This is a genomic window from Micromonospora sp. CPCC 205539 (genome assembly GCF_036906815.1).
GTDB lineage: Bacteria > Actinomycetota > Actinomycetes > Mycobacteriales > Micromonosporaceae > Micromonospora.
In genome coordinates, this window is sequence record NZ_JBAKHW010000025.1 from 1 (window position 1) to 24,057 (window position 24,057).

The 24,057-nt window shown below is 71.7% G+C and carries 22 protein-coding genes; 9 read left to right on the forward strand and 13 right to left on the reverse strand.

The features are described 5' to 3' along the window. Nucleotides 1-67: 67 nt before the first annotated feature. From glmM to V6V47_RS21230, 7 genes are all read right to left on the reverse strand, one after another. The gene (gene glmM, locus V6V47_RS21200; protein WP_334630055.1) at nt 68-1,426 is read right to left on the reverse strand and encodes a phosphoglucosamine mutase; all 1,359 of its coding nucleotides are present in this window, start codon (nt 1,424-1,426) and stop codon (nt 68-70) included. Nucleotides 1,427-1,544: 118 nt separating this feature from the next. Next, nucleotides 1,545-2,018, reverse strand: a complete 474-nt coding sequence (rpsI, locus tag V6V47_RS21205) for a 30S ribosomal protein S9 (RefSeq protein WP_053653862.1) — start codon at nt 2,016-2,018, stop codon at nt 1,545-1,547. Nucleotides 2,019-2,038: 20 nt separating this feature from the next. Continuing rightward, nucleotides 2,039-2,482: a 50S ribosomal protein L13 gene (gene rplM / locus V6V47_RS21210; RefSeq protein WP_334630056.1), complete on the reverse strand. Its 444-nt coding sequence runs from the start codon at nt 2,480-2,482 to the stop codon at nt 2,039-2,041. A gap of 209 nt (nt 2,483-2,691) precedes the next feature. Further along, nucleotides 2,692-4,074, reverse strand: coding sequence for a nitrate/nitrite transporter (locus tag V6V47_RS21215; protein WP_334630057.1), 1,383 nt, complete (start codon nt 4,072-4,074; stop codon nt 2,692-2,694). Nucleotides 4,075-4,199: 125 nt separating this feature from the next. Beyond that, entirely contained in the window at nt 4,200-4,493 is a 294-nt protein-coding gene (locus V6V47_RS21220) for a hypothetical protein (RefSeq protein ID WP_334630058.1), read from the reverse strand. Next, on the reverse strand, nt 4,483-4,740 hold the full coding sequence (locus tag V6V47_RS21225; protein WP_334630059.1) for a DUF6364 family protein: 258 nt from the start codon (nt 4,738-4,740) through the stop codon (nt 4,483-4,485). Before V6V47_RS21225 ends, V6V47_RS21220 begins: the two co-directional genes overlap by 11 nt. Nucleotides 4,741-4,845: 105 nt before the next feature. Then, nucleotides 4,846-5,565 carry a class I SAM-dependent methyltransferase gene (locus V6V47_RS21230; RefSeq protein WP_334630060.1) on the reverse strand — a complete coding sequence of 240 codons (720 nt, stop codon included), beginning with the start codon at nt 5,563-5,565 and terminating at the stop codon, nt 4,846-4,848. A 237-nt stretch (nt 5,566-5,802) separates the two neighbouring features. Between V6V47_RS21230 and V6V47_RS21235 the strand changes: the two genes are divergently transcribed. Genes V6V47_RS21235 through V6V47_RS21255 form a run of 5 tightly spaced genes read left to right on the forward strand, consistent with a single transcriptional unit; the run spans nt 5,803 to nt 13,361 of the window. Then, a complete protein-coding gene (locus V6V47_RS21235) occupies nt 5,803-7,959 on the forward strand; it encodes a molybdopterin oxidoreductase family protein (RefSeq protein WP_334630061.1) in 2,157 nt (718 codons plus the stop codon). Beyond that, entirely contained in the window at nt 7,956-9,395 is a 1,440-nt protein-coding gene (locus tag V6V47_RS21240) for an FAD-dependent oxidoreductase (protein WP_334630062.1), read from the forward strand. Before V6V47_RS21235 ends, V6V47_RS21240 begins: the two co-directional genes overlap by 4 nt. Beyond that, a complete protein-coding gene (gene nirB / locus V6V47_RS21245) occupies nt 9,392-11,929 on the forward strand; it encodes a nitrite reductase large subunit NirB (protein ID WP_334630063.1) in 2,538 nt (845 codons plus the stop codon). Before V6V47_RS21240 ends, nirB begins: the two co-directional genes overlap by 4 nt. Next, complete coding sequence (gene nirD / locus V6V47_RS21250; RefSeq protein WP_334630064.1) at nt 11,926-12,273, forward strand: nitrite reductase small subunit NirD; 348 nt, start codon at nt 11,926-11,928, stop codon at nt 12,271-12,273. Before nirB ends, nirD begins: the two co-directional genes overlap by 4 nt. Beyond that, nucleotides 12,273-13,361 (forward strand): uroporphyrinogen-III synthase, encoded by a 1,089-nt coding sequence (locus V6V47_RS21255; protein ID WP_334630065.1) that lies wholly within the window; start codon nt 12,273-12,275, stop codon nt 13,359-13,361. The genes nirD and V6V47_RS21255 overlap by 1 nt, the downstream gene beginning before the upstream one ends. Nucleotides 13,362-13,403: 42 nt before the next feature. On the opposite strand, the gene V6V47_RS21260 is transcribed toward V6V47_RS21255, so the two are convergent. The 4 genes from V6V47_RS21260 to V6V47_RS21275 all read right to left on the reverse strand — a co-directional run bounded on the left by V6V47_RS21260 (nt 13,404) and on the right by V6V47_RS21275 (nt 18,032). Beyond that, nucleotides 13,404-14,027, reverse strand: a complete 624-nt coding sequence (locus V6V47_RS21260; RefSeq protein ID WP_334630066.1) for a GTP-binding protein — start codon at nt 14,025-14,027, stop codon at nt 13,404-13,406. Further along, nucleotides 14,008-14,373 carry a DUF742 domain-containing protein gene (locus tag V6V47_RS21265; protein WP_007465174.1) on the reverse strand — a complete coding sequence of 122 codons (366 nt, stop codon included), beginning with the start codon at nt 14,371-14,373 and terminating at the stop codon, nt 14,008-14,010. Before V6V47_RS21265 ends, V6V47_RS21260 begins: the two co-directional genes overlap by 20 nt. Nucleotides 14,374-14,463: 90 nt before the next feature. Continuing rightward, nucleotides 14,464-14,871 (reverse strand): roadblock/LC7 domain-containing protein, encoded by a 408-nt coding sequence (locus tag V6V47_RS21270; protein ID WP_007465177.1) that lies wholly within the window; start codon nt 14,869-14,871, stop codon nt 14,464-14,466. Then, entirely contained in the window at nt 14,868-18,032 is a 3,165-nt protein-coding gene (locus tag V6V47_RS21275; protein ID WP_334630067.1) for a sensor histidine kinase, read from the reverse strand. The genes V6V47_RS21270 and V6V47_RS21275 overlap by 4 nt, the downstream gene beginning before the upstream one ends. Nucleotides 18,033-18,475: 443 nt before the next feature. Between V6V47_RS21275 and V6V47_RS21280 the strand changes: the two genes are divergently transcribed. Next, nucleotides 18,476-19,657: an ABC transporter substrate-binding protein gene (locus V6V47_RS21280; RefSeq protein WP_334630068.1), complete on the forward strand. Its 1,182-nt coding sequence runs from the start codon at nt 18,476-18,478 to the stop codon at nt 19,655-19,657. Between the two features lie 42 nt (nt 19,658-19,699). Here the strand turns inward: V6V47_RS21280 and V6V47_RS21285 are convergent, their stop codons facing one another. Both V6V47_RS21285 and V6V47_RS21290 read right to left on the reverse strand, forming a co-directional pair. Then, a complete protein-coding gene (locus V6V47_RS21285; protein WP_334630069.1) occupies nt 19,700-20,557 on the reverse strand; it encodes an ABC transporter permease in 858 nt (285 codons plus the stop codon). Between the two features lie 102 nt (nt 20,558-20,659). After that, nucleotides 20,660-21,688: an ABC transporter substrate-binding protein gene (locus tag V6V47_RS21290; RefSeq protein WP_334630071.1), complete on the reverse strand. Its 1,029-nt coding sequence runs from the start codon at nt 21,686-21,688 to the stop codon at nt 20,660-20,662. Nucleotides 21,689-21,959: 271 nt separating this feature from the next. Between V6V47_RS21290 and V6V47_RS21295 the strand changes: the two genes are divergently transcribed. The 3 genes from V6V47_RS21295 to V6V47_RS21305 are packed head-to-tail and all read left to right on the forward strand — an operon-like array spanning nt 21,960 to nt 24,003. Then, nucleotides 21,960-22,745 carry an ABC transporter ATP-binding protein gene (locus V6V47_RS21295; protein WP_334630072.1) on the forward strand — a complete coding sequence of 262 codons (786 nt, stop codon included), beginning with the start codon at nt 21,960-21,962 and terminating at the stop codon, nt 22,743-22,745. 2 nt (nt 22,746-22,747) lie between these two features. Continuing rightward, nucleotides 22,748-23,698, forward strand: coding sequence for an LLM class F420-dependent oxidoreductase (locus V6V47_RS21300; protein WP_334630073.1), 951 nt, complete (start codon nt 22,748-22,750; stop codon nt 23,696-23,698). Next, nucleotides 23,695-24,003, forward strand: coding sequence for a cupin (locus V6V47_RS21305; protein WP_334630074.1), 309 nt, complete (start codon nt 23,695-23,697; stop codon nt 24,001-24,003). Before V6V47_RS21300 ends, V6V47_RS21305 begins: the two co-directional genes overlap by 4 nt. The last annotated feature ends 54 nt before the right edge of the window (nt 24,004-24,057 follow it).

Sequence of the window (24,057 nt, forward strand, 5' to 3'; positions counted from 1 at the left end):
GGGGGGGGGGGGGGGGGGGGGGGGGGGGGGGGGGGGGGGGGGGGGGGGGGGCGCGGGGGGGGTGGGGTCAGGCTTTGGCGGGGCTGGCGGTGCGGACCAGGTCGGCGATGCGCTCGGCGACCTCGCGGGCGGTCTGCTCGGTGGCGGCCTCGACCATCACCCGGACCAGCGGCTCGGTGCCCGACGGGCGCAGCAGCACCCGGCCCGTCTCGCCCAGCTCCGCCTCGGCCCGCTCGACCTCGGCGCGAACGGCGGGCGCGGCGGCCCCGACGGTCCGGTCGCCGACCGGCACGTTGATCAGCACCTGGGGCAGCTTGGTGACCACCGACGCCAGGTCGGCGAGGGACCGGCCGGTGGCCGCCATCCGGGCCATCAGGTGCAGGCCGGTGAGCACCCCGTCGCCGGTGGTGGCGTGCGCCGGCATCACGATGTGGCCGCTCTGCTCGCCGCCGAGCGCCAGTCCGGAGGCACGCAGCGCCTCCAGGACGTACCGGTCGCCAACCTTGGTCTCGATCAGCCGGATGCCCTGCGCGGACATGGCCAACCGCAGGCCGAGGTTGCTCATGACCGTCGCGACCAGGGTGTCCTGGGTGAGCGTGCCGGCATCCCGCATGGCCAGCGCGAGGATCGCCATCACCTGGTCGCCGTCGACCTCGTCGCCGTCGGCGGTGACCGCCACGATGCGGTCGGCGTCGCCGTCGTGGGCGATGCCCAGGTGGGCACCGTGCTCCACCACGGCGGCGCGCAGCGCCTCGATGTGGTTGGAGCCACAGTCGTCGTTGATGTTCAGGCCGTCCGGCTCGGCGTGGATCGCGATGACCTCCGCGCCGGCCTCCCGGTAGGCGATCGGGGCGACCTCGGCCGCCGCGCCGTTCGCGCAGTCGACCACGACCTTGATCCCCTCCAGCCGGTGCGGCACCGCGCCGACCAGGTGCTGGACGTAGTGGTCCGCGCCGTCGAGCAGGTCGTGCACCCGGCCGATGCCAGCACCGATCGGGCGGTCCCAGGCGGTCGTGGCGTTGGCCTCGACGGCGGCCTCGATCTGCATCTCGATCTCGTCGGGCAACTTGTGGCCACCAGCGGCGAAGAGCTTGATCCCGTTGTCCGGCATCGGGTTGTGCGACGCGGAGAGCACCACGCCGAGGTCGGCCTTGGCCTCCGCGGTGAGGAACGCCACGGCCGGGGTGGGCAGCACGCCGACCCGGACCACGTTGGCGCCGGCGCTGGTCAGCCCGGCCACCACGGCCGCCTCCAGCATCTCGCCGCTGGCCCGGGTGTCCCGGCCGACCACGGCGAGCGGCGGATGGCTGCGGTCCGTCTCGGCGAGCGTGTGCGCGGCGGCCACGGCCACTGCGAGCGCCAACTCGGGGGTGAGGTCCGCGTTTGCCCGCCCGCGTACGCCGTCCGTGCCGAACAACCGACCCATACCCGCCAACCTCCGAGAGAGCACTGCCAGTGAGGAGAAAGCGGAACGGCCGGTCCACCTCCCCGGTCGAGGGGAGGCGGACCGGCCGTCCGTCAGAAGTACAACGCGCTGGGAAAGATCAGCGCTTCGAGTACTGGGGAGCCTTACGAGCCTTCTTGAGGCCGTACTTCTTGCTCTCCTTGACCCGGGCGTCCCGGGTGAGGAAGCCGGCCTTCTTGAGGGCCGGGCGGTCGTCCGGCTCGTTGATGATCAGCGCGCGGGCGATGCCCAGCCGGAGCGCACCGGCCTGCCCGGTGGTGCCGCCGCCACGCAGGTTGGCGATGACGTCGAACTGCTCGAGCTTCTCGGCAGTGACCAGCGGGTCCTTGATCAGCTGCTGGTGCACCTTGCTCGGGAAGTACGCCTCAAGGTCCTGGCCGTTGCAGGTGATCTTGCCAGTGCCCGGGACGATGCGGACCCGGACGATGGCCTCCTTGCGGCGGCCAACGGTCTGAATCGGCCGGTCACCACGAGGCGCGCGGGCGACGGGCGCCGGCGCCTCGGTCGCCTCGGGGGCTTCCGGGGCAACCTCGGTCTCGGTGATGTCGGTCATGCTGCTTCCTTCGCCCGCGCTCACTGCGCGATCTGCTTGATCTCGAACGGCACCGGCATCTGCGCGCCGTGCGGGTGCTCGGCACCGGCGTAGACCTTCAGCTTCTTGATCAGCTGACGGCCGAGCTTGTTGTGCGGGAGCATCCCCTTCACGGCCAGCTCGATGGCCCGCTCGGGACGCTTGGTGAGCAGCTCCTCGTAGCCGACCTGCTTCAGACCACCCGGGTAACCGGAGTGGCGGTAAGCAACCTTGGTCTGACGCTTGTTGCCGGTCAGCGCAACCTTGCCCGCGTTCACGATGACGACAAAGTCGCCCGTGTCGACGTGCGGCGCGAAAGTCGGCTTGTGCTTACCACGCAGCAACGTGGCGGCGTGGGTGGCCAGGCGGCCCAGCACGACATCAGAGGCGTCGATGACGTGCCACTGACGCTCGATCTCACCCGGCTTCGGGCTGTACGTACGCACAGGTCTACCTTGTCTCGTCGTCGGTCTGGGGTCGCGCGCCGAGGTGACCAGGTCTTGCAGGCCGGACCAGCGCGCACGAACGACCAAGCGTACCTGATAGGGCACGCCTCTGGATGTCGTACAACAGCAGGCAACGATACCCGGCGCCCGGTCCGCAGGTCAAAACGGGGGTACGACTCCGCTCGGCGACCGGGCCGCCATGGCCCAGCTCACACCCCCGGGAGCCGGTTGGAGCCCGGACGGCGGTAGACGATCCAGGTCACCGCGAAGCAGAGCGCGTACCAGCCGATGAAGGCCAGGTAGGCGGCATCGGCTGTGCCGGAGCCGAGGAACGACTGGCGGAACGCGACGTTGACCAGCACCCCGCCCGAGGCGCCGACCGCACCGGCGATGCCGATCAGCGCGCCGGTCATCCGGCGGGCCCACCGCGCAGCGGCCTCCGGGTCGCGGCGGCCGGTGGACACCAGGTCCGCCGCCCGAGCCCGGAAGATCGCCGGGATCATCTTGTAGGTGGAGCCGTTCCCAACGCCGGAGAACACGAAGAGGGCGAGGAACCCGGCCAGGTAGAGCCCGAACGAGTGTCCACGGGCCGCGCACAGGACCGTCGCGGCGCCCACAGCCATCGCCACGAAGTTCCAGAAGCTCACCCTGGCTCCGCCGAGTCGGTCGGCGAGGTGCCCACCCAGCGGCCGGACCAGCGAGCCGACCAGCGGGCCGAGGAAGGTCAACCAAGCGGCGTCGACCGGGGTGGGGAACCGCTCGGCGAACTGGAGCTGGAGCACCTGGCCGAAGGCGAAGCCGAACCCGATGAACGAACCGAAGGTGCCGATGTAGAGCAGCGACATGATCCACGTGTGCGGGTCACGGGCCGCCTCGCGTAGAGCGCCCGGCTCGTTACGCGCCCCGGGCACGGTGTCCAGCCAGCGGGCCGCCGCAAGCGCGGCCAGCACGATGAGCGGCAGGTAGACCGCCGGCACCAACCGGGGGTACGCGGCGCCCGCGGTGGCGAGGACCGCCAGGCCGACCAGCTGCACGGCGGGTACGCCCAGGTTGCCGCCACCAGCGTTGAGCCCGAGCGCCCGTCCCTTGAGCCGAGACGGGTAGAACAGGTTGATGTTCGCCATCGAGGAGGCGAAGTTGCCCCCGCCGACCCCGGTGAGGCAGGCGAGCACCATCAGCGTGGAGTAGGACACCCCCGGTGCCAGCAACACCGTCATCGGCACCGTTGGCACCAGCAGCAACATCGCGCTGATGATCGTCCAGCGCCGTCCGCCGAAGCGGGCCACCGCCAGCGTGTACGGCAACCTCAGGACCGCGCCCAGCGCGGCTGGCACGGCGGTGAGGAGGAACTTCCCAGCCGGGTCGATGCCGTACTCGGGGCCGAGGAAGAGCACGGTCACCGACCAGAGACTCCACACGGAGAAGCCGACGTGCTCGGCGAAGATCGAGACCCAGAGGTTGCGTCGGGCGATCGGCGCGCCCGTCGTACGCCAGAAGTCGGGGTCCTCGGGGCTCCAGTCGTCGAGCGGGGGCCGACCACGACCGGCGGTGACCGGCGGGGCGGTGACTGCGGTGCTGGTGAGCGTGCTCACGGCGGCTCCTCCTCCTCGGTGTGACGAGGTGGAACGCTAGGAACGCCGGATTACCTGGCGGTGCCCGTAGCGGGTCGGCCCGGATACGGAGATCGCACGGCGGGCCGCAGGTGACGGTGAGGCGTTCAGAGCTGCTGGAGGATGCGCAGCGCGCGGCCGACCCGGAGCATCGTGTCGGTGTCGGCGACCTCCACGCAGTCGGTGAACCACTTCTTCATCGGGGACGAGAGCCGATCCGGCATCACCACGTAGCGGCCCATCGGCACGGCGAGCGGGGAGTCGCGCAGCAGGGACTCCTCGACGACCTCGACCACGATCACGATGGGCACTTCGGTGGAGTTGTAGACGTCCGAGCTGATCACCAGCCCGAGTCGTTCACGAGCGCCCTCGATGCGCCAGACCTCACCCCTACGCAGCACGCGGCCGACCGCGGAAGAGCAGGTCGTGCACCATGCCCACCTCGCTGGCGTCGGCGAGGGCGGCGGACTCGAGGTCCTGGCCGGCGCGCCCGACAGCCGCCGCGTGCGCGGTGAACACCTCGCGCAGCGACTTCTCCTGGGCTGCCTGGTCCATCCACGCGGAGAGGGACAGCCCTTCGCGCTTCGCGAACCGCCGGGCCTCCTCGATCGTCTCGTCCGAGAACGACAGGGTCACCTTGGCAGTCATGCCACTGAGACTACCCATCGGTATGACTGTCAGTCATCCTCGCGCTCGCCCCGCTCACCACCGGCGACGAAAGGCACAATTCTGCGGGCGGTGACGGCCACCGGGTCAGCGGCTCCCGTCGGCCGCCGGCTCGGCCAGCCGGCCGCCGAACACGGCGAAGCGCCACTCCTTGAAGTAGCAGTCGACGTCGACCAGGCCCGCGTCGGAGAGCCAGCGGCACTGGTCGGCGACGGTCGCCGGCTGGTCGTACCGCATCCGCGCCCGGGCGGCGGCGATCTCCTCCGCGTCCGAGCCCAGCTCGGTGATCCGAGTGGTCCACACCTCGTCGTAGCGCCGATTCAGGGACGGCGTCGGTCCGGCCACCTGCTCGGCGTTGACGAACACCCCGCCCGGCGCCAGCGCGGCGGCGGCTCGCCGGTAGAGCGTCCGCTTGCCGGCGTCGTCCAGGTGATGGATCGCCAGCGCGCTGACCACCGCGTCGTACCGGCCGGCGGGCAGCGGGTCGACCAGGTCGGCCCGGACCGTGCGATGAGGCACGGACCGCGCGGCCAGTTCGTCGGCGGCGCGCGCGAGCATCGCCGGCGCGGCGTCCACCAGGGTCAGTCGCACTCCCGGCACCGCGGTGGCGATGAGCAGTGCGAACAGCCCGGTTCCGGCACCAAGATCCAAGACCTCCGGGGTACGCCCAGCGGCCAGCGCGGCACGCAACGGCGCCGTCGCCACCTGGACGGCGGTGCCGTAGAAGGCGTCGAAGCAGGGCACCAGACGCCGCCGCGCCTCGTCATAGCTGCCGGCCACCGCGTCGAAGACATCGACCACGCTCATCGCACCCTCCCAATTGATGAGATTTTCTTCCCATATTTTAGGTACGACGCCGATCGTGGTCCTACTCCGGACCGCAGCGTGGGACACGGGCGACACGGGCGGGCGCCAACGGACGGCAGGTCGGCCCACGCCCCCCACCATCGCGCCCGCTGCCCCTGTGCGGTGTGAGCCCCACTTGACAGGACCGAAACAGAAGGGACCCGGCCCGGAAACCGCCCACCGGCACGCTTTCCCGGCATGACAGACGGTGCATGGTCGGCAACTCAACCGGGGCGGGCGCCCCGAGAGGTGGCGACACACTGCCCGTACTGCGCCCTGCAGTGCGGAATGCTGCTGCGCGAGGACGCCGACGGGGTGACCGTGCTCCCCCGCCAGTTCCCCACCAACCGAGGCGGGCTCTGCCAGAAGGGCTGGACCTCCGCCGAGCTGCTCGACCACCCGGAACGACTGACCACTCCGCTGCTACGCGACCCGACCACCGGCGACCTGCGCCCCGCGAGCTGGGACGCCGCGTTGGATCGGATCGTCACCGGTATCCGCAGCGTTCAGGACGAGGCCGGCCGGGACGCGGTCGCCGTCTTCGGCGGTGGCGGCCTGACCAACGAGAAGGCGTACGCGTTGGGCAAGTTCGCCCGCGTCGCATTGCGCACCAGGCACATCGACTACAACGGACGGTTCTGCATGTCCTCGGCGGCGGCCGCCGGGCTGCGCGCCTTCGGCATCGATCGAGGGCTGCCGTTCCCACTGGCCGACCTGGGTCAGGCCGACACCCTGCTGCTGGTCGGTGCGAACCCGGCGGAGACCATGCCGCCGCTGGTGCGCTGGCTCAGCGAGCAGCGCCGTGGCGGCGGCAAACTGATCGTCGTCGACCCCCGGGTCACCGCCACCGCCCGCCAAGCCGATCTGCACCTGCAACCACTGCCCGGCACCGACCTCGCGGTGGCCAACGCCCTGCTGCACATCGCGCTCGTCCAGGGATGGGTGGACCAGGCGTACGTGGCCGAGCGGACCGTCGGCTTCGAGGCGGTCCGACGCAGCGTCGCCGCCTGGTGGCCGGCCCGCGCGGAACAACTCTCCGGCGTACCAGTGGCCGAGTTGGAGGCCACCGCCCGGGCATTGGGCACCGCCGGACGAGTGATCATCCTGACCGCGCGTGGTGCCGAGCAGCATGCCAAGGGCGTGGACACGGTTACCGCGTACGTCAACCTGGCGCTCGCCCTCGGCCTGCCCGGCCGCCCCGGCTCCGGCTACGGCTGCCTCACCGGGCAGGGCAACGGCCAGGGCGGCCGGGAGCATGGGCAGAAGGCCGACCAGCTCCCCGGTTACCGACGGATCGACGACCCGGCTGCCCGGGAGTACGTCGCGGGGGTCTGGGGAGTGCCGGCCGACGAACTGCCCGGCGCCGGCGTGCCTGCCTACCAACTGCTCGACTCGCTCGGCACCCCCGACGGCCCTCGGGCCCTGCTGGTGTTCGGCTCGAATCCGGTGGTCTCCGCACCTCGGGCGGCCCGGATCGAACGCCGGTTGCGCGACCTCGACCTGCTGGTCGTCGCCGACATGCTGCTCTCCGAGACGGCCGCCCTGGCCGACGTGGTCCTGCCCACCGCGCAGTGGGCCGAGGAGGACGGCACCATGACCAACCTGGAGGGCCGGGTGCTGCGCCGACGTGCCCTGCGCCCACCCCCGTCGGAGGTCCGGACCGACCTGGCCATCCTGGGGGACCTCGCGATCCGCCTGGCCACCACCGAGTCGGCCACGGAGCGGCCCGGTGACCGAGCGGGCGACCTCGCGGCCGCCCGCTTCCCGGCCGACCCGGCTGCCGTCTTCGCCGAGCTGCGCCGCGCCTCCGCTGGCGGGACAGCCGACTACGCGGGTATCAGCTGGGCCCGGATCGACGCCGCCGACGGGGTCTTCTGGCCGTGTCCAACAGAGGACGGGGCGGACATGCCACGGCTCTTCGCCGACCGGTTCGCCACCCCGGACGGCCGGGCCCGGTTCCACCCGGTGGACCACCGACCGGCCGCCGAGGAGGTCTGCGCCGAATATCCGTTGCACTTCACCACCGGCCGGGTGCTCGCCCAGTACCAGTCCGGCACACAGACCCGCCGCGTTTCCGCACTGCTTCGGGCCGCCCCGGAGGCGTTCGTCGAGCTACACCCCGACCTGGCCGCCCGGCTGGGCATCGACCACGGCGACCCGGTACGAGTTACCTCGCGCCGAGGCGAACTGTGCGTCCCCGCCCGACTCAGCCCGGGCATCCGGCCGGACACCGTCTTCGCCCCGTTCCACTGGCCCGGCGCCGCCCGCGCCAACTCGGTCACCAACGACGCGGTGGACCCGATCTCCGGAATGCCCGAGTTCAAGATCTGCGCGGTCCGGGTGGAGAAAGCATGACCGTCAGGATGGTGATCGTCGGCAACGGGATGGCGGGTGCCCGGCTCGCCGGCGAACTGCACGCTCGGGGCGGGGATCGCAAGGTCACCGTGCTCGGGGCTGAGCCGCACCGCGCGTACAACCGGATCATGCTCTCCACACTGCTGGCCGGCCGGATCGGCGAACCGGACGTGGAGCTGACCGAGGCCGCCGGGCACGGCATCGACCTGCGCACCGGCGTGCCGGTGACCGCGGTGGACCGGGCCGCGCGGGAGGTCCACACCGCCGACGGCGAGCGGATCGGATACGACCACCTGGTGCTCGCCACCGGCAGCCGCGCGGTGGTGCCACCGCTACCCGGTGTCGACCCGGTCGATCTGCCGGCGCGGGTGGTGCCGTTCCGGACCCTGGACGACTGCCGACGGATCATCGCCGCGGCGAACGGCGCACGCAGCGCGCTGGTGCTCGGCGGCGGCCTGCTCGGCCTGGAGGCCGCCCGCGGACTGGCCACCCGGGGCCTGGCGACCACCGTGGTGCACCCGCGGGGGCACCTGATGGAGCGGCAGCTCGATCCAGCGGCCGGCGCGGTGCTCGCCGACACGCTCGCTGGTCTCGGCGTCACCGTCCAGCTCGCGGTGCCGGCGACCGGGATGGCTACGGACGCCAACGGTGTCCGGCTCGACCTGGCCGACGGCCGCTCGCTGCACGCAGATCTGCTGGTGCTCTCCTGCGGGGTACGGCCCGACACCGCACTCGCCGAGGCCGCCGGGCTGACCGTACGGCGCGGCGTGGTGGTGGACGACCGGCTGCGCACCAACGACCGGTGCGTCTCGGCGATCGGTGACTGCGCCGAGCACGACGGGGTGCTCACCGGGCTGGTCGCGCCCGCCTGGGCTCAGGCGCGGGTACTCGCCGAGGTGCTGACCGGGACGGACCCGCTGGCCCGGTACCAACCCCGGCCGGTGGTGACCCGGCTCAAGGCCGCCGGGATCGACCTGGCCGCGATGGGCGACGCCACCAGCGACGGGTCCTGCGAGGAACTCACCTTCGCCGACCCGGCCCGGGGCACCTACGCCCGACTGCGCATCCGTGACGAGCGGCTGACCGGCGCGATCCTGCTCGGCGACAACCCGGCGGTCGGCACCGTGATCCAACTCTTCGACCGTGGCCACCCGGTGCCGGCCGACCGTCGGGCACTGCTGCTGGGCCGGGCGCTCGGCGCGGCCGACGCGGCGCCGGCCGCATCACCAGCGTTGATGCCGGACGCGGCCACGGTGTGCCAGTGCAACACAGTGACCAAGGGTGCGCTCGTGCGCTGCTGGCGCTCCGGGGCCCGGACGGTCGACGCGATGGTGGCGGCGACCCGGGCCGGCACCGGATGCGGTGGCTGTCGGGACGCGGTGGGCGGCATCGTCGACTGGCTCTCCCAGGCCGAATCGATGGAGGTGACGCGATGAACGGCGGCGATCTGCTCGTCATCGGTAACGGCATGGTCGGACAGCGTTTCGTGGACGCGCTGCGCGCCCGCGACCCGCACGGCCGGTGGCGGGTGACAGTCCTCGCCGAGGAGTCCCGCCCGGCGTACGACCGGGTGCGACTCTCGGCGTTCTTCGACGGCGTGAGCGAGGAGGAGCTGAATCTGCACACCCCGCGCGACGGGGTGCGTCTGCGACTCGGCGAGCCGGCCACCGCCGTCGACCGGGCCAGGCGCGTGGTGACCACCGCCGCTGGTGAATACCGGTACGACGCCTTGGTGCTGGCGACCGGGTCGTACCCGTTCGTGCCGCCGGTGCCAGGCGCGAAACTGCCCGGGGTCTTCGTCTACCGCACTCTGGATGACCTGACCGCGATCCGGGCGTACGCGCGGGGCAGGCGGGCCGGTGCCGTGATCGGCGGCGGGCTGCTCGGGCTGGAGGCGGCGAACGCCCTGCGCCTGCTCGGGCTCAGCACCGACGTGGTCGAGTTCGCGCCCCGGTTGATGCCGGTCCAGGTGGACCCGGCTGGCGGTGCGATGCTCCGCCGCTACGTCGAGGAATTGGGCGTACGGACCCACCTCGGAGTGGCCACCACCGCGATCCGGCCCGGCCCGGACGGCGGCGTCGCCGCACTGGACCTCTCCGACGGCCGGACACTCGACACCGAACTGGTGGTGGTGGCGGCCGGCATCCGGCCCCACGACGAGCTGGCCCGTACGGCCGGCCTGCCGCTGGGCCCACGCGGTGGCGTCTTGGTCGACGCGGGCTGCCGCAGCGCCGACGAGCGGGTCTGGGCGGTCGGCGAGTGCGCGGCGGTCGAGGGCGCCTGCCACGGGCTCGTGGCACCCGGGTACGCGATGGCCGAAGTGGTCGCCGACCGGCTCGTCGGCGGGGCGGCCACCTTCCCGGGCGCGGACACCGCCACGAAGCTGAAGATGCTCGGGGTCGACGTGGCCTCGTTCGGCGACGCGCATGGCACCACCCCGGGCTGTCTGGACGTCACCTTCACCGACCCGGCCACCCGGGTCTACGCGAAGCTTGTCCTCTCCGACGATGCGCACACCCTGCTGGGCGGGGTGCTGGTCGGCGACGCCAGCGCGTACCCGACGCTTCGGGCCAGCGTGGGTGGGCCGCTGCCGGCCGCGCCGCTGGCGCTACTCGCGCCGGACGGTGGTGGCGCCGACGCTGGGGCGCTGCCCGCCGCCGCCCAGGTCTGCTCCTGCAACGCGGTGACCAGGGGCGACGTGGACGCCGCAATCGCCGACGGGTGCGCGGACGTGCCGGCGTTGAAGGCGTGCACCCGGGCCGGCACCAGCTGCGGTTCCTGCGTGCCGATGCTGAAGCAGCTCCTGGACGCGGCCGGGGTGGCCCAGTCCAGTGCGCTCTGCGAGCACTTCGACGTCAGCCGGCGGGAGCTGTTCGAGATCGTCCGGGTCCGCGGAATCCGCACCTTCTCCCAGCTCATCGCCGAGCACGGGCGGGGGCGCGGTTGCGACATCTGCAAGCCGGTCGTGGCGTCGATCCTCGCCTCGCTGGGCGCCGGGCACGTGCTCGACGGGGAACAGGCGTCGTTGCAGGACACCAACGACCACTTCCTGGCCAATCTGCAACGCGACGGCAGCTACTCGGTGGTCCCCCGGATTCCCGGTGGCGAGATCTCCCCGGAGAAGCTGATCGTCATCGGTGAGGTGGCCCGGGACTTCCGGCTCTACACGAAGATCACCGGCGGGCAGCGGATCGACCTGTTCGGGGCCCGGGTGGAGCAGTTGCCGCAGATCTGGCGCCGGCTGGTGGACGCCGGCTTCGAATCCGGCCACGCGTACGGCAAGGCGCTGCGCACGGTGAAGTCCTGCGTCGGCGAGACCTGGTGCCGGTACGGCGTGCAGGACTCGGTGGGGCTGGCCGTGGCGCTGGAGTTGCGCTACCGGGGGCTGCGCGCCCCGCACAAAATCAAGTCCGCGGTCTCCGGCTGCGCCCGGGAGTGCGCGGAGGCCCGCAGCAAGGACTTCGGCATCATCGCCACCGAGACCGGCTGGAACCTGTACGTCGGTGGCAACGGCGGCTTCCGGCCCCGGCACGCCGACCTCTTCGCCACTGACCTGTCCACGGAAGCACTGATCACGCTGATCGACAGGTTCCTCATCTACTACATCCGTACCGCCGACCGGCTGCAACGCACCGCCGGCTGGATCGAGGCGATGGACGGCGGCCTCGACCACCTGCGCTCGGTGATCGTGGACGACTCGTTGGGTCTCTGCGCCGACCTGGACGCGGCGATGGCCCGGCACGTGGCGTCGTACTCGGACGAATGGCGCGACGTGCTGGACGACCCGGACCGGCTGCGCCGCTTCACCTCCTTCGTCAACGCTCCGGACGTGCCCGACCCGTCCATCACCTTCGCGCTCGAACGCGGTCAGCCGGTACCGCCGCGCAACGGCCCGCCGACACGACCACAGCCGGCCGAGGGTGGCCTGCGGCAGCCGGTGGCGCTGGGCCTGCCGGAGGTACGGCGATGAGCCACACCGCCACGCTCGGCTGGACCGCCATCTGCCCGCTCGACCGGCTGGACCCGGACCGGGGTGTCGCCGCCCTGGTGGGTGGGGTTCAGATCGCCCTGTTCCGGACCGCTGACGGGCTGTTTGCGATCGACAACCGCGATCCGGTCGCCGGGGCGTACGTGCTGTCGCGGGGCATCGTGGGCAGCCGCGGTGGTGTGCCGACGCTCGCGTCGCCGCTGCACAAGCAGGTCTACGACCTGCACACCGGGCAATGCCTCGACCTGCCCGGGGTAGCCGTGGCCCGGCACGACGCCCGCTGCCGGGACGGGCTGGTCGAGGTGCGGCTGCGGCAGGAGGAATGATGCGGGAGGAACTGGCCGGCTTCACGATCGGGGTGACCGCCGACCGGCGGCGCGACGAGTTGGCCGCGCTGCTCGAACGCTGGGGCGCGCGGGTGGTGCTCGCCCCAGCACTGCGGATCGTGCCGCTGTCGGACGACACCGAGCTGCGCGAGGCGACCCGGGCCTGCCTGGACCGGCCACCGGACATCCTGATGGCCAACACCGGCATCGGCATGCGCGGGTGGCTCGAGGCGGCCGAGGGTTGGGGCCTGGCCGAGTCGTTGCGCTCGGTGCTGTCCCGGTCGTACGTGGTGGCGCGGGGGCCGAAGGCGCGCGGCGCGATCCGCGCCGCCGGGCTGCACGACCAGTGGTCTCCGGCCTCGGAGAGCTGCGACGAGGTGGTCGACCATCTGCGCCGACGCGGGGTGGCCGGGCAGGTGATCGCCATGCAGCTGCACGGCGATCGGCAGCCGGAGTGCACCCTCGCGTTGGAGGCGGCCGGCGCCACGGTGATCGAGGTCCCGGTCTACCGCTGGGCCCCACCGACCGACCCGGCTCCGCTGCACCGGCTGGTCGACCTGATCGTCGGACGGCTGGTCGACGCCGTGACATTCACCAGCGCACCGGCGGCCGAGGCGCTGTTGAGGGCGGCCGGCGACCGCACCGACGCGGTGCTGTCCGCGTTCCGGGGCGACGTGCTGGCCAGCTGTGTCGGGCCGGTCACCGCCGAACCGCTGCTGCGCCGAGGGGTGCCGGTCTGCGCGCCGGGCCGGGCCCGGCTGGGCGCACTGGTACGGACCATCATCGACGAGTTGCCCCGCCGGACGACGACGTTCAAGGCCGGCGGCCACCTGCTCACCCTGCGCGGGCACGCCGCCGTGATCGACGGCGACCTGCGCCCGCTCGCCCCCGCCCCCATGGCGGTGCTGCGGGCACTGGCCCAGGCCCCCGGCCGGGTGCTGTCCCGCACCGCGCTCCTCCGGACGCTGCCCCGGGGCGCGGACGAGCACGCGGTGGAGATGGCCGTTGCACGGCTCCGGGCCGGCTTACGTGCCCCACGTGTGGTGCAGACCGTGGTCAAGCGCGGCTACCGACTCCGGGTCGACTGACGCGCCGCGGCCGGCCGGAATACACCGGCCGGCCGCGCCAGCTCAGCCGACCGGCGTCGGGAAGCCTCGGCCGTGCTCGGCCTGGAGCCGGAGCATGGCGTGCTCGACCACCGTCACCAGCACCTGCTTGACCGAATCCCGGTGCCGGGCGTCGGTCATCACCAGCGGCACCTGCGGCGAGATGGCCAGCGCCTCGCGGACCTCCTCCAGCTCGTACTGGGGAGCACCGTCGAACCGGTTCAACGCCACCACGTACGGCAGGTTGCGGTTCTCGAAGTAGTCCAGCGGAGCGAAGGCGTCGGTGATCCGGCGGGTGTCCACCAGCACGGCGGCACCCACCGCACCCCGGATGATCTCGTCCCACATGAACCAGAACCGGGTCTGACCGGGCGTACCGAAGAGGTACAGGATCAGATCCTGGGCCATGGTGATACGGCCGAAGTCCATGGCGACCGTGGTGGTCTCCTTGCCCGGCACCTTGGACGGGTCGTCGATGCCGACACCGGCCGCGGTCATCACCGCCTCCGTGGTGAGCGGTGTGATCTCGGAGATCGAACCCACCAGGGTCGTCTTGCCGACGCCGAAGCCGCCCGCGACAACGATCTTCGCGGAGACGATTCCCCGGCTCTGCCGCCCCCCTGCGGGGTCATAGCCTGCGAAGTCCACTTAGCACCCTTCCAAGCAGTTCCATCCGCTCCTCGAATCCCTCGGCGGGAGCAGCAGTGTGTAACGTCAGCAGGCTCTCGGCCACCATGTCGGCGACCAGTACCCGGGCGACGCCCAGCGGCATCCGGGTGTACGCGGCGATCTCCGCCAACGACTGTGCCCGGCCCTCGCAGACCGTGGCGATGCGGTGCTTGTCGTGCCCGGCGAAGCGGGACTCGGCGACCTGGGTGGGAGAAGCCGTGAGGACCGCCTCGAGGGCGATGTCCTGCCGGGGCTCGGTACGACCACGGGTGACCGCGTATGGACGCACCAGAGCGCCGCGCGGGTCAGCGCGTCGTTGGTCCATCCCCGATCACCTCCTCGTCCCCTGCGGAGCCGGCCCACGCCGTCTCCCGTCCCTGGTCCGGCGCGCGGTCGGCGCGCCGTCGTCTCGCTGCTACGAGCGCACCGCGTCGCGCGGCAGCGGCACCAGCGCGGCACCGACCCGCTCGACCAACAACGCCATCTCGTAGCCCACCTGACCCACGTCGCAGCTCCGCGCGGCCAGCACGGCCATCGACGAACCGTCGCTGATCGACATGAGGAATAGGTAACCGCTGTCCATCTCGATGACTGTCTGCAACACCCCGCCCGCGCTGAACATCCGGGCTGCGCCCTCGGTCAGGCTCACCACGCCAGAGGTGATCGCGGCGAGTTGGTCCGCCCGGTCCCCCGGAAGATCCCGGGAGGACGCGAGCAGCAGCCCGTCAGCGGACACCGCCACCACGTGGGCGATACCCGCCACGCTGTCGGCGAAGTTGGTGAGCAGCCAACCCATGTCCTGCATGGCAGCTGGCCTGTTCATCGGCTCTCCTTGGTCGAGGTGCTGTTCTGGTCCGTTCCGGCCGTCCGGCCGCGCTGAACGCCGCGGTGGTAGGCCGACAACAGTCCGCGTACTTCATCGGGGGTACGCCGGCTGCGGTCCCGGCCACCCTTCGGTTCGATGCCACCTGGCACGAGTTGCGCCTGCGGCGTCCGCTTGGGCAGCCCCGAGCGGGTGGTCCCTGCGGGGGCCGGCTCGGCCGCCCGACTGGCGCGGGTCCAGCCGTCGTCCGCCGCCGTCCGCCACGCCTCCGGGTCCGGGGCCGGCGCGCTCGGTGCGGCCGGAGCCGTCCGGGCGGTCGGCGCCGGGCCGTACGACGGCGGCGCCGCAGGCGTCCCGCTGCCGAACCCTCCGTTGTTCCCGGTGCCCGGCGTGCCGGCACCGAACCCACCGGCGCTCCCCCTGCTCGGCGTGCCGGTGCTGTCGGCACCGGTGCTGCCCGGGGTACGGGTGGGCAGCGGCGGCCGGGCCGGCGCCGCGGCCGGTACGGACGCGGCGGCCGGGTTGCCGTTGCCCGAACGAAGGCCGGTCTCGGCCGGTCCGGCGTTGGCGGTGGGCGGCGGCCCGTCGAACTTGGGGCGGGTGAAGATGGCGGTGGCGTCGTCGCCGTGCGACCGGAACCAGACCGCCTCCATCTCCCGGAAGATCGGGGCCTCGGCGGGGAACTCGGGCCGACTGGTGACCGGGGCGACCGGGGCGGGCGGTGGTGCGACCGCGCCGAGACCGGCGACCGGCCCGACGGGCAGCACCGGAGCGTTCCGGCCGTCGGTCGCGTCCGCTCCCGGGCCACGGCGGGGCAGCGGGTCGATGGTCGGGTACGCCACGGTCGGGCTACCCACCGAGGCTGCCGCGCCGTTGCCGAAGGTGGACCGGACCGGCGGGACCGGGGCGGCCGGAGCCGCCGCGGGCGGCGCCGCCGCGGGCGGCGCCGACGGCTGCGCTCCGGCGAAGCCACCGGCCTGCACGGTCGAGGCCGTGTTTCGCGCATCCAGCGGGGACTGCCAGGCAGCGGGCGCGGGCGCGCTGGTCCGCCACTGGTCGGGCAGCGTCGCCGCCGCGGTGGTGCCGGCACCGGCGAAGGGCTCGGCGTGGCTGGCCTGGGTGAGCGGGGCCTGCTCGACCGCCATCGGCTGGCGTGGCCGGGTCAGCACCTGCTCGCGGCCCCGGTTGCTGGGCAGCACCACGGTGGCAGCGGGCAGCGTCACCTGGGCGACGGTGCCGCCCTCGACGTTGCGGCGCAACTCCACCCGGATCCCGTAGCGGGAGGCGAGTCGGCTCACCACGGCCAGACCCATCAGCCGGAACGCGGCGACGTCCACGCTCGGCGGCGCGGCGAGCCGCCGGTTGAGCGAGTCGAGCTGCTCGTCGGTGAGCCCGAGCCCACGGTCCTCGATCTGAATGAGGATGTAGTCACGGATCCGCCGACCATCGGCGACCACGGTCGTGTTCGGCGGCGAGAACCGGGTGGCGTTGTCGAGCAGCTCGGCGACGAGCCGGACCACGTCGTTGACCGCGTGCGCGGCCACCGAGATGTCGGTGTCGACCGTGCCGAACTCGATGCGGTTGTAGAGCTCCACCTCGGACTGCGCGGCGCGCAGCACGTCCACCACCAGTGCGTTCTCGTGACGCGGAGCGGCGGAGTCGGCACCGGCCAGGACCAGCAGGTTCTCGTCGTTGCGGCGCATTCGAGTGGCCAGGTGGTCCAGCTCGAAGAGCTGCGCCAGCCGCTTCGGGTCCTCTTCACCACGCTCGATCGCGTCCAGCTCACCGATCATCCGGTCGACCAGGGTCTGACTGCGGCGGGCCAGGTTGAGGAACATCGCCGAGACGCTCGTGCGCAGCGCAGCCTGCTCGGCCGCGACCCGCACCGCCTCCCGGTGCACCACGTTGAAGGCCAGGGCCACCTGGCCGACCTCGTCACGGTTGGTGAGCTGGATCGGGTCCCGGACCTGCCGGACGATCTCGTCCACCCCACCGTCGCCCACACTGCCCATGTTCTGCAGCCGCTTGACGGCGTCGGGCAGGTCGTGGTTGGCCACCGAGAGCGCGCCCTCGCGGAGCCGGCGCAGCGAGTGGTTGAGCGAGCGAGCCAGCACCACGGCCAGCGAGACGGCGATGATCAGGGTCAGCAGCACCAGCACCGACTCGACCACGGCCTGCCGGATGACGTTCGAGCGGGCCTCGTCGGCCTGGTCGAGCAGCCGGTTCTCGAGTTGGGTCTCAGCCCAGCGCATCAGGTCGTTCACCGCGCCGATGGCGGCGGTGGCGTCCTGCGGGGTGACCGCTGCACGCGGTTGACCGACCGAGCGGTTGATGTCGATGGCGACCCGGTCGGCCAGCCCGACCGCGTCACCGGAGACGGTGCTGTCGACCAGGGCCCGCTGCGTCGGGTCGGCGGCGAGCGAGAAGGCGACCAGGGCCTCCTGCTGGCTGGTCTGGGTGGCCACGAAGGAGGAGAACTGCTCCGAGTCGAGCTGACCGGCGGTCAGCGCGGTGAAGGCGACCGCCTCCTCCTCGGCGACGGATGCCTTGGCTCGGGCGAACGCGGCGACCGCCCGGCGGCTGTCCGACAGGTTCTCGTCGCCGGGTAGCTGAGCCAGCCCGTCGCCGTAGGACACCAGGTCGGTGAGGATGACGCCGTAGCGCAGCACCGCCTCGGCGACCGCCATCTGACGGCGGTCCAGGACTTCCTGGCGCGTGCCGTCGAGGGTGGCCAGGTGGCCGTCGATCGCCGCCAGCCGGTCCCGCAGCGCCGTCGGCACGTCGCCGATCCGGCCCCGCTCCGCGCGGTACGCGTCCACCCGCTGCTGCGTCTGGCGGACCCGCAGGTTGTACGCGTCGGCCGGCTGCTGCGGGTTGGCCAGGTAGGCCGCTGCGGCCATCCGCTCGCCCTGAAGGTCCTGGGTCAACGCGCTGACGTCGATGGAGAGCGCGGTGAGAGCACGCGCCTGGGTGGCGTCGAAGGCGCCCTCGCCCACCGAGATCAGTCGAACGGTGGCCAGCGCGATCACTGCCGCCACCGGGACGACCAGGATCAGCGCCAACTTGGACCGGATCCGGGCGTCGCGCAGTCTCGGCAGCCGTCGGCGCGTACGCCGAGCGCTGTCGCCGAGCGCGGGCAGGGTCGTCGGTCCGGTGCTCACGACATCGCCTCCGTCGTTTCTTCCCCGCCTAGCCCGCCGAACCGTGCCGTAAGCGGAGGGGACCATGCGCGGCACGGCCGCGATTTCATCAGAGTTGATCCTGTTTGGGAAGCCGCAGTGAGGTAGGAAACGGTCGGACGGCACGCATCCCGTGTTCCGGTCAACTGATACCTTCATTTCCGCAAGCCCCTGATCAGGGCATGTAACTCCAGAGTGGTCACGCGTGTATGCAAAGTGAGCTTTTGCAAACATTGCGTTACCCCAGCATGTGGGATGGCCGTCCCGAAAATGCAACCGGGTCCGCGCTTGACCACAGCGCCGGCCATTGGCAAGGTTTTGCAGGCTTCGCGCACACCGTACGGCAGACCGATCCCGTCGCTCCACCGAGGACGGATTAGCGGCGGTGCCCGGGCAGCGCCCGCGCCCGCACCTGGAGGACTGAGTTGAGCCCCATCCGCTCCGCGACCATCGCGGCGCTCGCATCGGCCGTAGTGGCCACCACGCTCACCGGCTGCCAGTTCGGCGGGGCGGAGCAGGACACGAGTCCGATCGTGATCGCTGCGGACCTCGAACTTTCCGGCGCCGCCGCCCCCGTCGGGCGGGCATACCAGCGCGCGCTGGAACTCAAGAGGGACCAGTTGAACTCCTCTGGAGCACTGAACGGCCGGAGGATCAAACTCGAGTTTAAGGACAACCGTTCCGACGCCGCCGAGTCACTTCGCAACATCAGCGACTTCAGCAGCGATTCCCGGGTCAGCGCCATCATCATGGGCGGCTGCAACGAATGTGCGCTCGGCGCCGTTGGGACCATCAACGAGAACAAGATTCCGACCATTGCACTTGCCGCTTCTGGCGCGATCGTCAGTCCGGTCACCGACCGTCGCTACGTGTTCAAGCTGGGCCCGAACGCCGCGGACAGCGCCGCCGCACTCACCACGGAACTGCGCCGCAAGGGCCTCCGCAAGGTGGGCCTGCTCTACAGCGGTGACGACTACGGCCGGGAGGGCGTGGCGGCGCTCGAGAAGGAGCTGGACAAGGTCAGCATCAAGGTGACCCGCAAGGAGTCGGTGAAGACCACCGACACCGACGTCAGCCAGCAGGTCAGACGGCTCGCGGGGGGCAAGCCCGGCGCGCTGGTCATCTGGACGCCGCCGGAGCAGGCGGCACTGGCCGCGACCAGCGCCCAGCAGGCCGCGTTCACCGGCTCACTGTTCTTCGACCCCGGAGCGGCCGGTGACCTCTTCCTCGGCGCCTCGGCCCGGGCCACCGAGAAGGCCACGCTGATCTTCACCCAGACCATGGTGATCGATGACGTGATTGCCACCACGCCGGCGAAGGCGGCCCGGCGGCAGTGGTTCCAGGACTACACCGCGCGTTTCGGCGGATACAACGGGTCCTCGTCGTTCGCTGCGGACGCGATCCAGTTGATCGCCGACGCCGAGCTGCGCGCCGGTGGCCCGGCCGGGCAGGTGGACCGCAACGGCATCCGGGACGTGCTGGAGACGTCCCAGATGGACGGCCTCTCCGGCCCGATCAGGATGACGCCGGACAACCACTCCGGGCTCATGCCGCAGGCGCTCACCACGCTGGTGGCCCGCAACGGCCGGTGGCGGCTCGCGGGCTAGTCGGGCGGTGTGGCCCGCCGTACCCGGCGGGCCACACACCGCTCAGCGACTGGTGGTCTCCCGCACCCAGGGCAGGGCGATCCGCTCGACGAGCACCAGCGCCGAGTAGAGCAGGATGCTCACCAGCGCCACCAGCATGATCGCCGCCCACGCGGTGGCGGTGTCGCCGACACCGGCGTACTGAAGGATGACGTAACCGAGGCCGCTCTCGCCGGCCTGGAACTCACCGATCACCGCACCGATCGCGGCCAGTGGCATGGCCACCTTGAGCCCGACGAAGATCTGCGGCAGCGCGGCCGGAAAGCGCACCTTGCGGAACGCCTGCCAGCGGGACGCGTTCCAGGAGCGGACCAACTCGGCCAGGTCGGCCGGCGTGGTGGTCAGTCCGGTCGCGGTGGAGAGCACGATCGGAAAGAAGCAGAGCAGGAACACCATGGTCAGGATCGGCTTCTGACCCCAGCCCAGCGCCACCACCAGCAGCGGGCCGAGAGTGATCTTGGGCACCGCGTTGATGGCGACCAGCAGCGGGGTGAACATCCGCTCCACCGTGCGGGAGCTGGCCAGGGAGAGTCCGATCAGGACACCCGCGGCCGCCGACAGGGCGAAGCCGATCAGGATCTCCAGCAGGGTGTCCCAGGTGTGCTCCAGCATGCGAGCAGGCTTGTCGGCGAACGCGGCGAGCACATCGCCCGGCGGCGGCAGGGCCGCCGGGTGGACCAGCTCCAGCCGGGCGATCAGCCACCACGCCGCCAGCGCGACCAGGAGCCCGGCCACAGGCAGCAGCGTCGCCCCGGCCCCGGCGCGTAGGCCGGCACCCCGGCCCGCTCGCCCCGCCCCGGGGCCCGTACCCGCGGGTGGGGGCACCGCCACCGCCGGCTCAGCTGACCGGACGTCGGCCATCTTGTCCTCCTCGATATCCCACGGCCCCCGGGGGCCGACAAGCGACAGGGGGTACGCCCCACCGAAATCGGCGGAACGTACCCCCAGGTGACGACCGGACGATCAGGCCTTCGGCGCGAGGCTGAAGTCGATGATCTGCTCGGGGGTGATGTTCTGCTTGAGCGCACCAGCACCCTGCAGGATGGCGATGCTCTTGGCCACCCGGCCGCTGTCCAGGGTGCCGATCGCGGTGCCGGAGTTGCCGGAGCGGACGTACGCGGCCATCAGCTCGAGCTCGGCGGCGGCCGACGCCGGGTTGGTGGCGTCGACGTTCTTCTTCAGGATCTCGGCGGCCTCCTTGGAGTTCGCCAGGCTGTACTCCAGGCCCTTGAGCAGCGCAGCGGTGAACCGCTTCACCATCTCCGGCTTCTCCTTGGCGATCTTCGAGGAGGTGATCAGCACGTTGCCGTAGAGGTCCTGCATCACGTTGCTGTACGGCAGCATGACGGCCTTCTTCTTGGCCACCGCCTCGATGGTCGGCTGACCCACGACGAACTGGCCGATGCCGTCCACGGACCCGGAGGCCAGCGTGCCGATCAGCGCCTGCGCCTCACCGTTGACCCAGGTGACCTTGCTCGCGTCCACGCCGGCGAGCCGGGCGTACGTCGGGAACAGGTTGCGGACCACGGAGCCGGGAGTGTCGGCGAGCTTCTTGCCCTCCAGGTCCTTCGGGGAGCTGATGTTCTTGCCCTCGACGGTGGCGATGCCCGCCATGGTGCGCTGCTGGATCGCGGCCACCGCGGTGAAGTCCTTCGCCTGGCCGTTGCCGAGCTGGAGCAGGCCGCCGGTGAGGTCGATCGGGCCGAAGTCGGCCTGGCCGCCGACGACGGTCTGGATCACGCCGCCGGTGCCCTGACCGGCCTTGATCTCGACCTCGAAGCCGGCCTCCTTGAAGAAGCCCTTGTCCTTCGCCACCCAGGCGTAGGAGTCACGACCGAAGTTGCCGAAGGAGGTGAGGTACGTCACCTTCTCCAGCGCCTTGCCGTCGCCGCCCTTGGCGTCGGACGAGTCCGACCCGCTGCTGCAGGCGGAGACGAGGGCGAGGGCGGTGGCCAGCGCGGCCGTAGCGACCGTACGGGTCAGCCTTCTCATATCAGTGCACCATGTCCTTTCCGCCGGGGCCGGGGGGGCCTCCGGAGGGGGTTGTCGCGGCGGGACCGGCGGGAGGGGCGAAGCCGGGTGCCGCCGTCGTGGGGGACTCTTCGCGGGCACAGCGTACGAGAAGCCCACCTTTGCGACGCCAGGCGTATCGGGTTGCGGAACGGAAACAACCTGACGACCACCCCGGACGGTGCGATAGTCCGAAGCGCGGGCTAGCCTTTGTCGGATTCCTGACCAACGACTCAGCGGAGGCCTGCCGGAGATGATCCGACTGTCCGGGGTATCCCGTACCTTCGACGGCCGCTCCGGCCGCGTGGAGGCGCTACGGGGCATCGACCTCGACGTCGCCGAGGGTGAGTTCGTCGCCGTGCTCGGCCGGTCCGGCTGCGGCAAGTCCACCCTGCTCCGACTGATCGCCGGGCTGCTCCCACTGACCGCCGGCGAGATCACCGTGGCCGGCACGCCGATCACCCGCCCCCGCCGCGACATCGCCATGCTGTTCCAGAAGCCGGCGCTGCTGCCCTGGCGCACCGTCCTGGACAACGTGCTGCTGCCGGTGGAGATCTTCGGCTGGAGCCGCGGCAAGCACCGCGAGCGCGCCCGGCAACTGCTCGACGTGGCCGGGCTGGCCGGCTTCGAGAAGCGACTCCCGCACGAACTCTCCGGCGGCATGCAGCAGCGGGTGTCGCTGTGCCGGTCGCTGATCGGCGAGCCGCGGGTGATGCTGATGGACGAGCCGTTCTCCGCTCTGGACGCGCTCACCCGCGAGGAGCTCTCCGGTGAGCTCCAGCGGGTGCACATGGAAAACAAGCCGAGCATCGTCTTCGTCACCCACTCGATCGACGAGGCGGTGCTGCTCGCCGACCGGGTCGTCGTGCTGAGCCCCCGCCCCGGCCGGATCCGCAAGGTTGTCGAGGTGACCATCCCTCGGCCCCGCACCCTCGGCCGCAACGCGCACCTCGCCGACGTCGCCCAGGTCAGCGCCGATCTGCACGAACTGTTGATGGAACGTGAGCAGCCGGCCGTCGCCGGTGCGGAAGGACGATGAACATGCGGGTGTCGGTCTTCACCGAGCCGCATCGAGGCGCCAGCTACGACGACCAGCTCCGGTTCGCCCGGATGGTCGAGGCGGGCGGCTTCGAGGGTTTCCTCCGCGCCGACCACTACCAGTCGATGGGCACCGACCCGGGCCTGCCCGGCCCGACGGACGCCTGGCTGACCCTCGCCGCGCTGGCCCGCGAGACCAACCGGATCCGGCTCGGCACCCTGGTGACGTCTGCCACGTTCCGGCCGCCCGGTCCGCTGGCGGTGATGGTCGCGCAGGTCGACCAGATGAGCGGCGGCCGGGTCGAGCTGGGTATCGGCGCAGGCTGGTACGAGCGCGAGCACGTCTCGTACGGCATCCCGTTCCCCGCGATCGGCGAACGCTTCGACCGGCTGGCCGAGCAGCTTGAGGTGATCACCGGGCTGTGGCGGACCCCGCCGGGCGAGACGTACAGCTTCACCGGCGACCACTACCGCCTGGTCGACGCGCCGGCCCTGCCCAAGCCGGTGCAGGTGCCCGGACCGCCGATCATCGTGGGCGGGCGCGGCCCCAAGCGCACCCCCGAGCTGGCCGCCCGGTACGCCGACGAGTTCAACATGCCGTTCAAGTCCGTGGCGGAGACCGCCAAGGCGTACGACCGGGTGCGCGAGGCGTGTGACCGCAACGGCCGGACCGATTCCGGCCGGGCGCCGTTGGTGCTCTCCGCCGGGCTCGTGGTGGCCATCGGCCGGACCGACGCCGAGGCGCAGCGGCGCGCCGCGCCACTGCACGAGAAGAGCGCGTTGCCGCCGGAGGACCCGGTGGTCGGCTCGCCCGCGCAGCTCGTGCAGCGGATCGGCGAGTTCGCCGCGATCGGCGCCGTTCGGGTGCACCTGCGGCTGACGGATTTCGCCGACCTCGACCACCTCGAGCTGATCGCTGCCGAGGTTCTTCCGCAACTGGACGGAGACCGATGACCGACGTGATCGACGGGACCGAACTCGGGCCCGTGGGCCAGGAGATCGTGTACGAGAACGACCGGGTCCGGGTCTGGCACATCCGACTCGAGCCGGGCGAGCGGCAACCGCTGCACCGGCACGACCACCCCTACCTGGTGGTGGCGATCCAGGGCGCGAAGAACGTCGTCCAGACGATCGACGGCAAGCGGATCGACGCGGACGAGCCCACCGGCGGAGTGGTCTACCGCGACCCGGGAGCAGTGCACATGCTCACCAACGTCGGAGACACGATCTACCTGGCCAGGCTGGTCGAACTCAAGTAGACGCGCCGGAGGACGTGCCGCCACGCCGCGCGGCGCGCCGGTGGCGATCCGGTG

Coding starts and splice junctions, on each gene's coding strand:
- nirB (WP_334630063.1), top strand. CDS start 9,392: ATGAACGGCGGCGATCTGCTCGTCATCGGTAACGGCATGGTCGGACAG.
- rpsI (WP_053653862.1), bottom strand. CDS start 2,018: ATGACCGACATCACCGAGACCGAGGTTGCCCCGGAAGCCCCCGAGGCG.
- V6V47_RS21290 (WP_334630071.1), bottom strand. CDS start 21,688: ATGAGAAGGCTGACCCGTACGGTCGCTACGGCCGCGCTGGCCACCGCC.
- V6V47_RS21235 (WP_334630061.1), top strand. CDS start 5,803: ATGACAGACGGTGCATGGTCGGCAACTCAACCGGGGCGGGCGCCCCGA.
- V6V47_RS21225 (WP_334630059.1), bottom strand. CDS start 4,740: ATGACTGCCAAGGTGACCCTGTCGTTCTCGGACGAGACGATCGAGGAG.
- V6V47_RS21255 (WP_334630065.1), top strand. CDS start 12,273: ATGCGGGAGGAACTGGCCGGCTTCACGATCGGGGTGACCGCCGACCGG.
- V6V47_RS21285 (WP_334630069.1), bottom strand. CDS start 20,557: ATGGCCGACGTCCGGTCAGCTGAGCCGGCGGTGGCGGTGCCCCCACCC.
- V6V47_RS21270 (WP_007465177.1), bottom strand. CDS start 14,871: ATGAACAGGCCAGCTGCCATGCAGGACATGGGTTGGCTGCTCACCAAC.
- V6V47_RS21230 (WP_334630060.1), bottom strand. CDS start 5,565: ATGAGCGTGGTCGATGTCTTCGACGCGGTGGCCGGCAGCTATGACGAG.
- V6V47_RS21295 (WP_334630072.1), top strand. CDS start 21,960: ATGATCCGACTGTCCGGGGTATCCCGTACCTTCGACGGCCGCTCCGGC.
- V6V47_RS21240 (WP_334630062.1), top strand. CDS start 7,956: ATGACCGTCAGGATGGTGATCGTCGGCAACGGGATGGCGGGTGCCCGG.
- V6V47_RS21305 (WP_334630074.1), top strand. CDS start 23,695: ATGACCGACGTGATCGACGGGACCGAACTCGGGCCCGTGGGCCAGGAG.
- V6V47_RS21265 (WP_007465174.1), bottom strand. CDS start 14,373: ATGGACCAACGACGCGCTGACCCGCGCGGCGCTCTGGTGCGTCCATAC.
- nirD (WP_334630064.1), top strand. CDS start 11,926: ATGAGCCACACCGCCACGCTCGGCTGGACCGCCATCTGCCCGCTCGAC.
- V6V47_RS21300 (WP_334630073.1), top strand. CDS start 22,748: ATGCGGGTGTCGGTCTTCACCGAGCCGCATCGAGGCGCCAGCTACGAC.
- glmM (WP_334630055.1), bottom strand. CDS start 1,426: ATGGGTCGGTTGTTCGGCACGGACGGCGTACGCGGGCGGGCAAACGCG.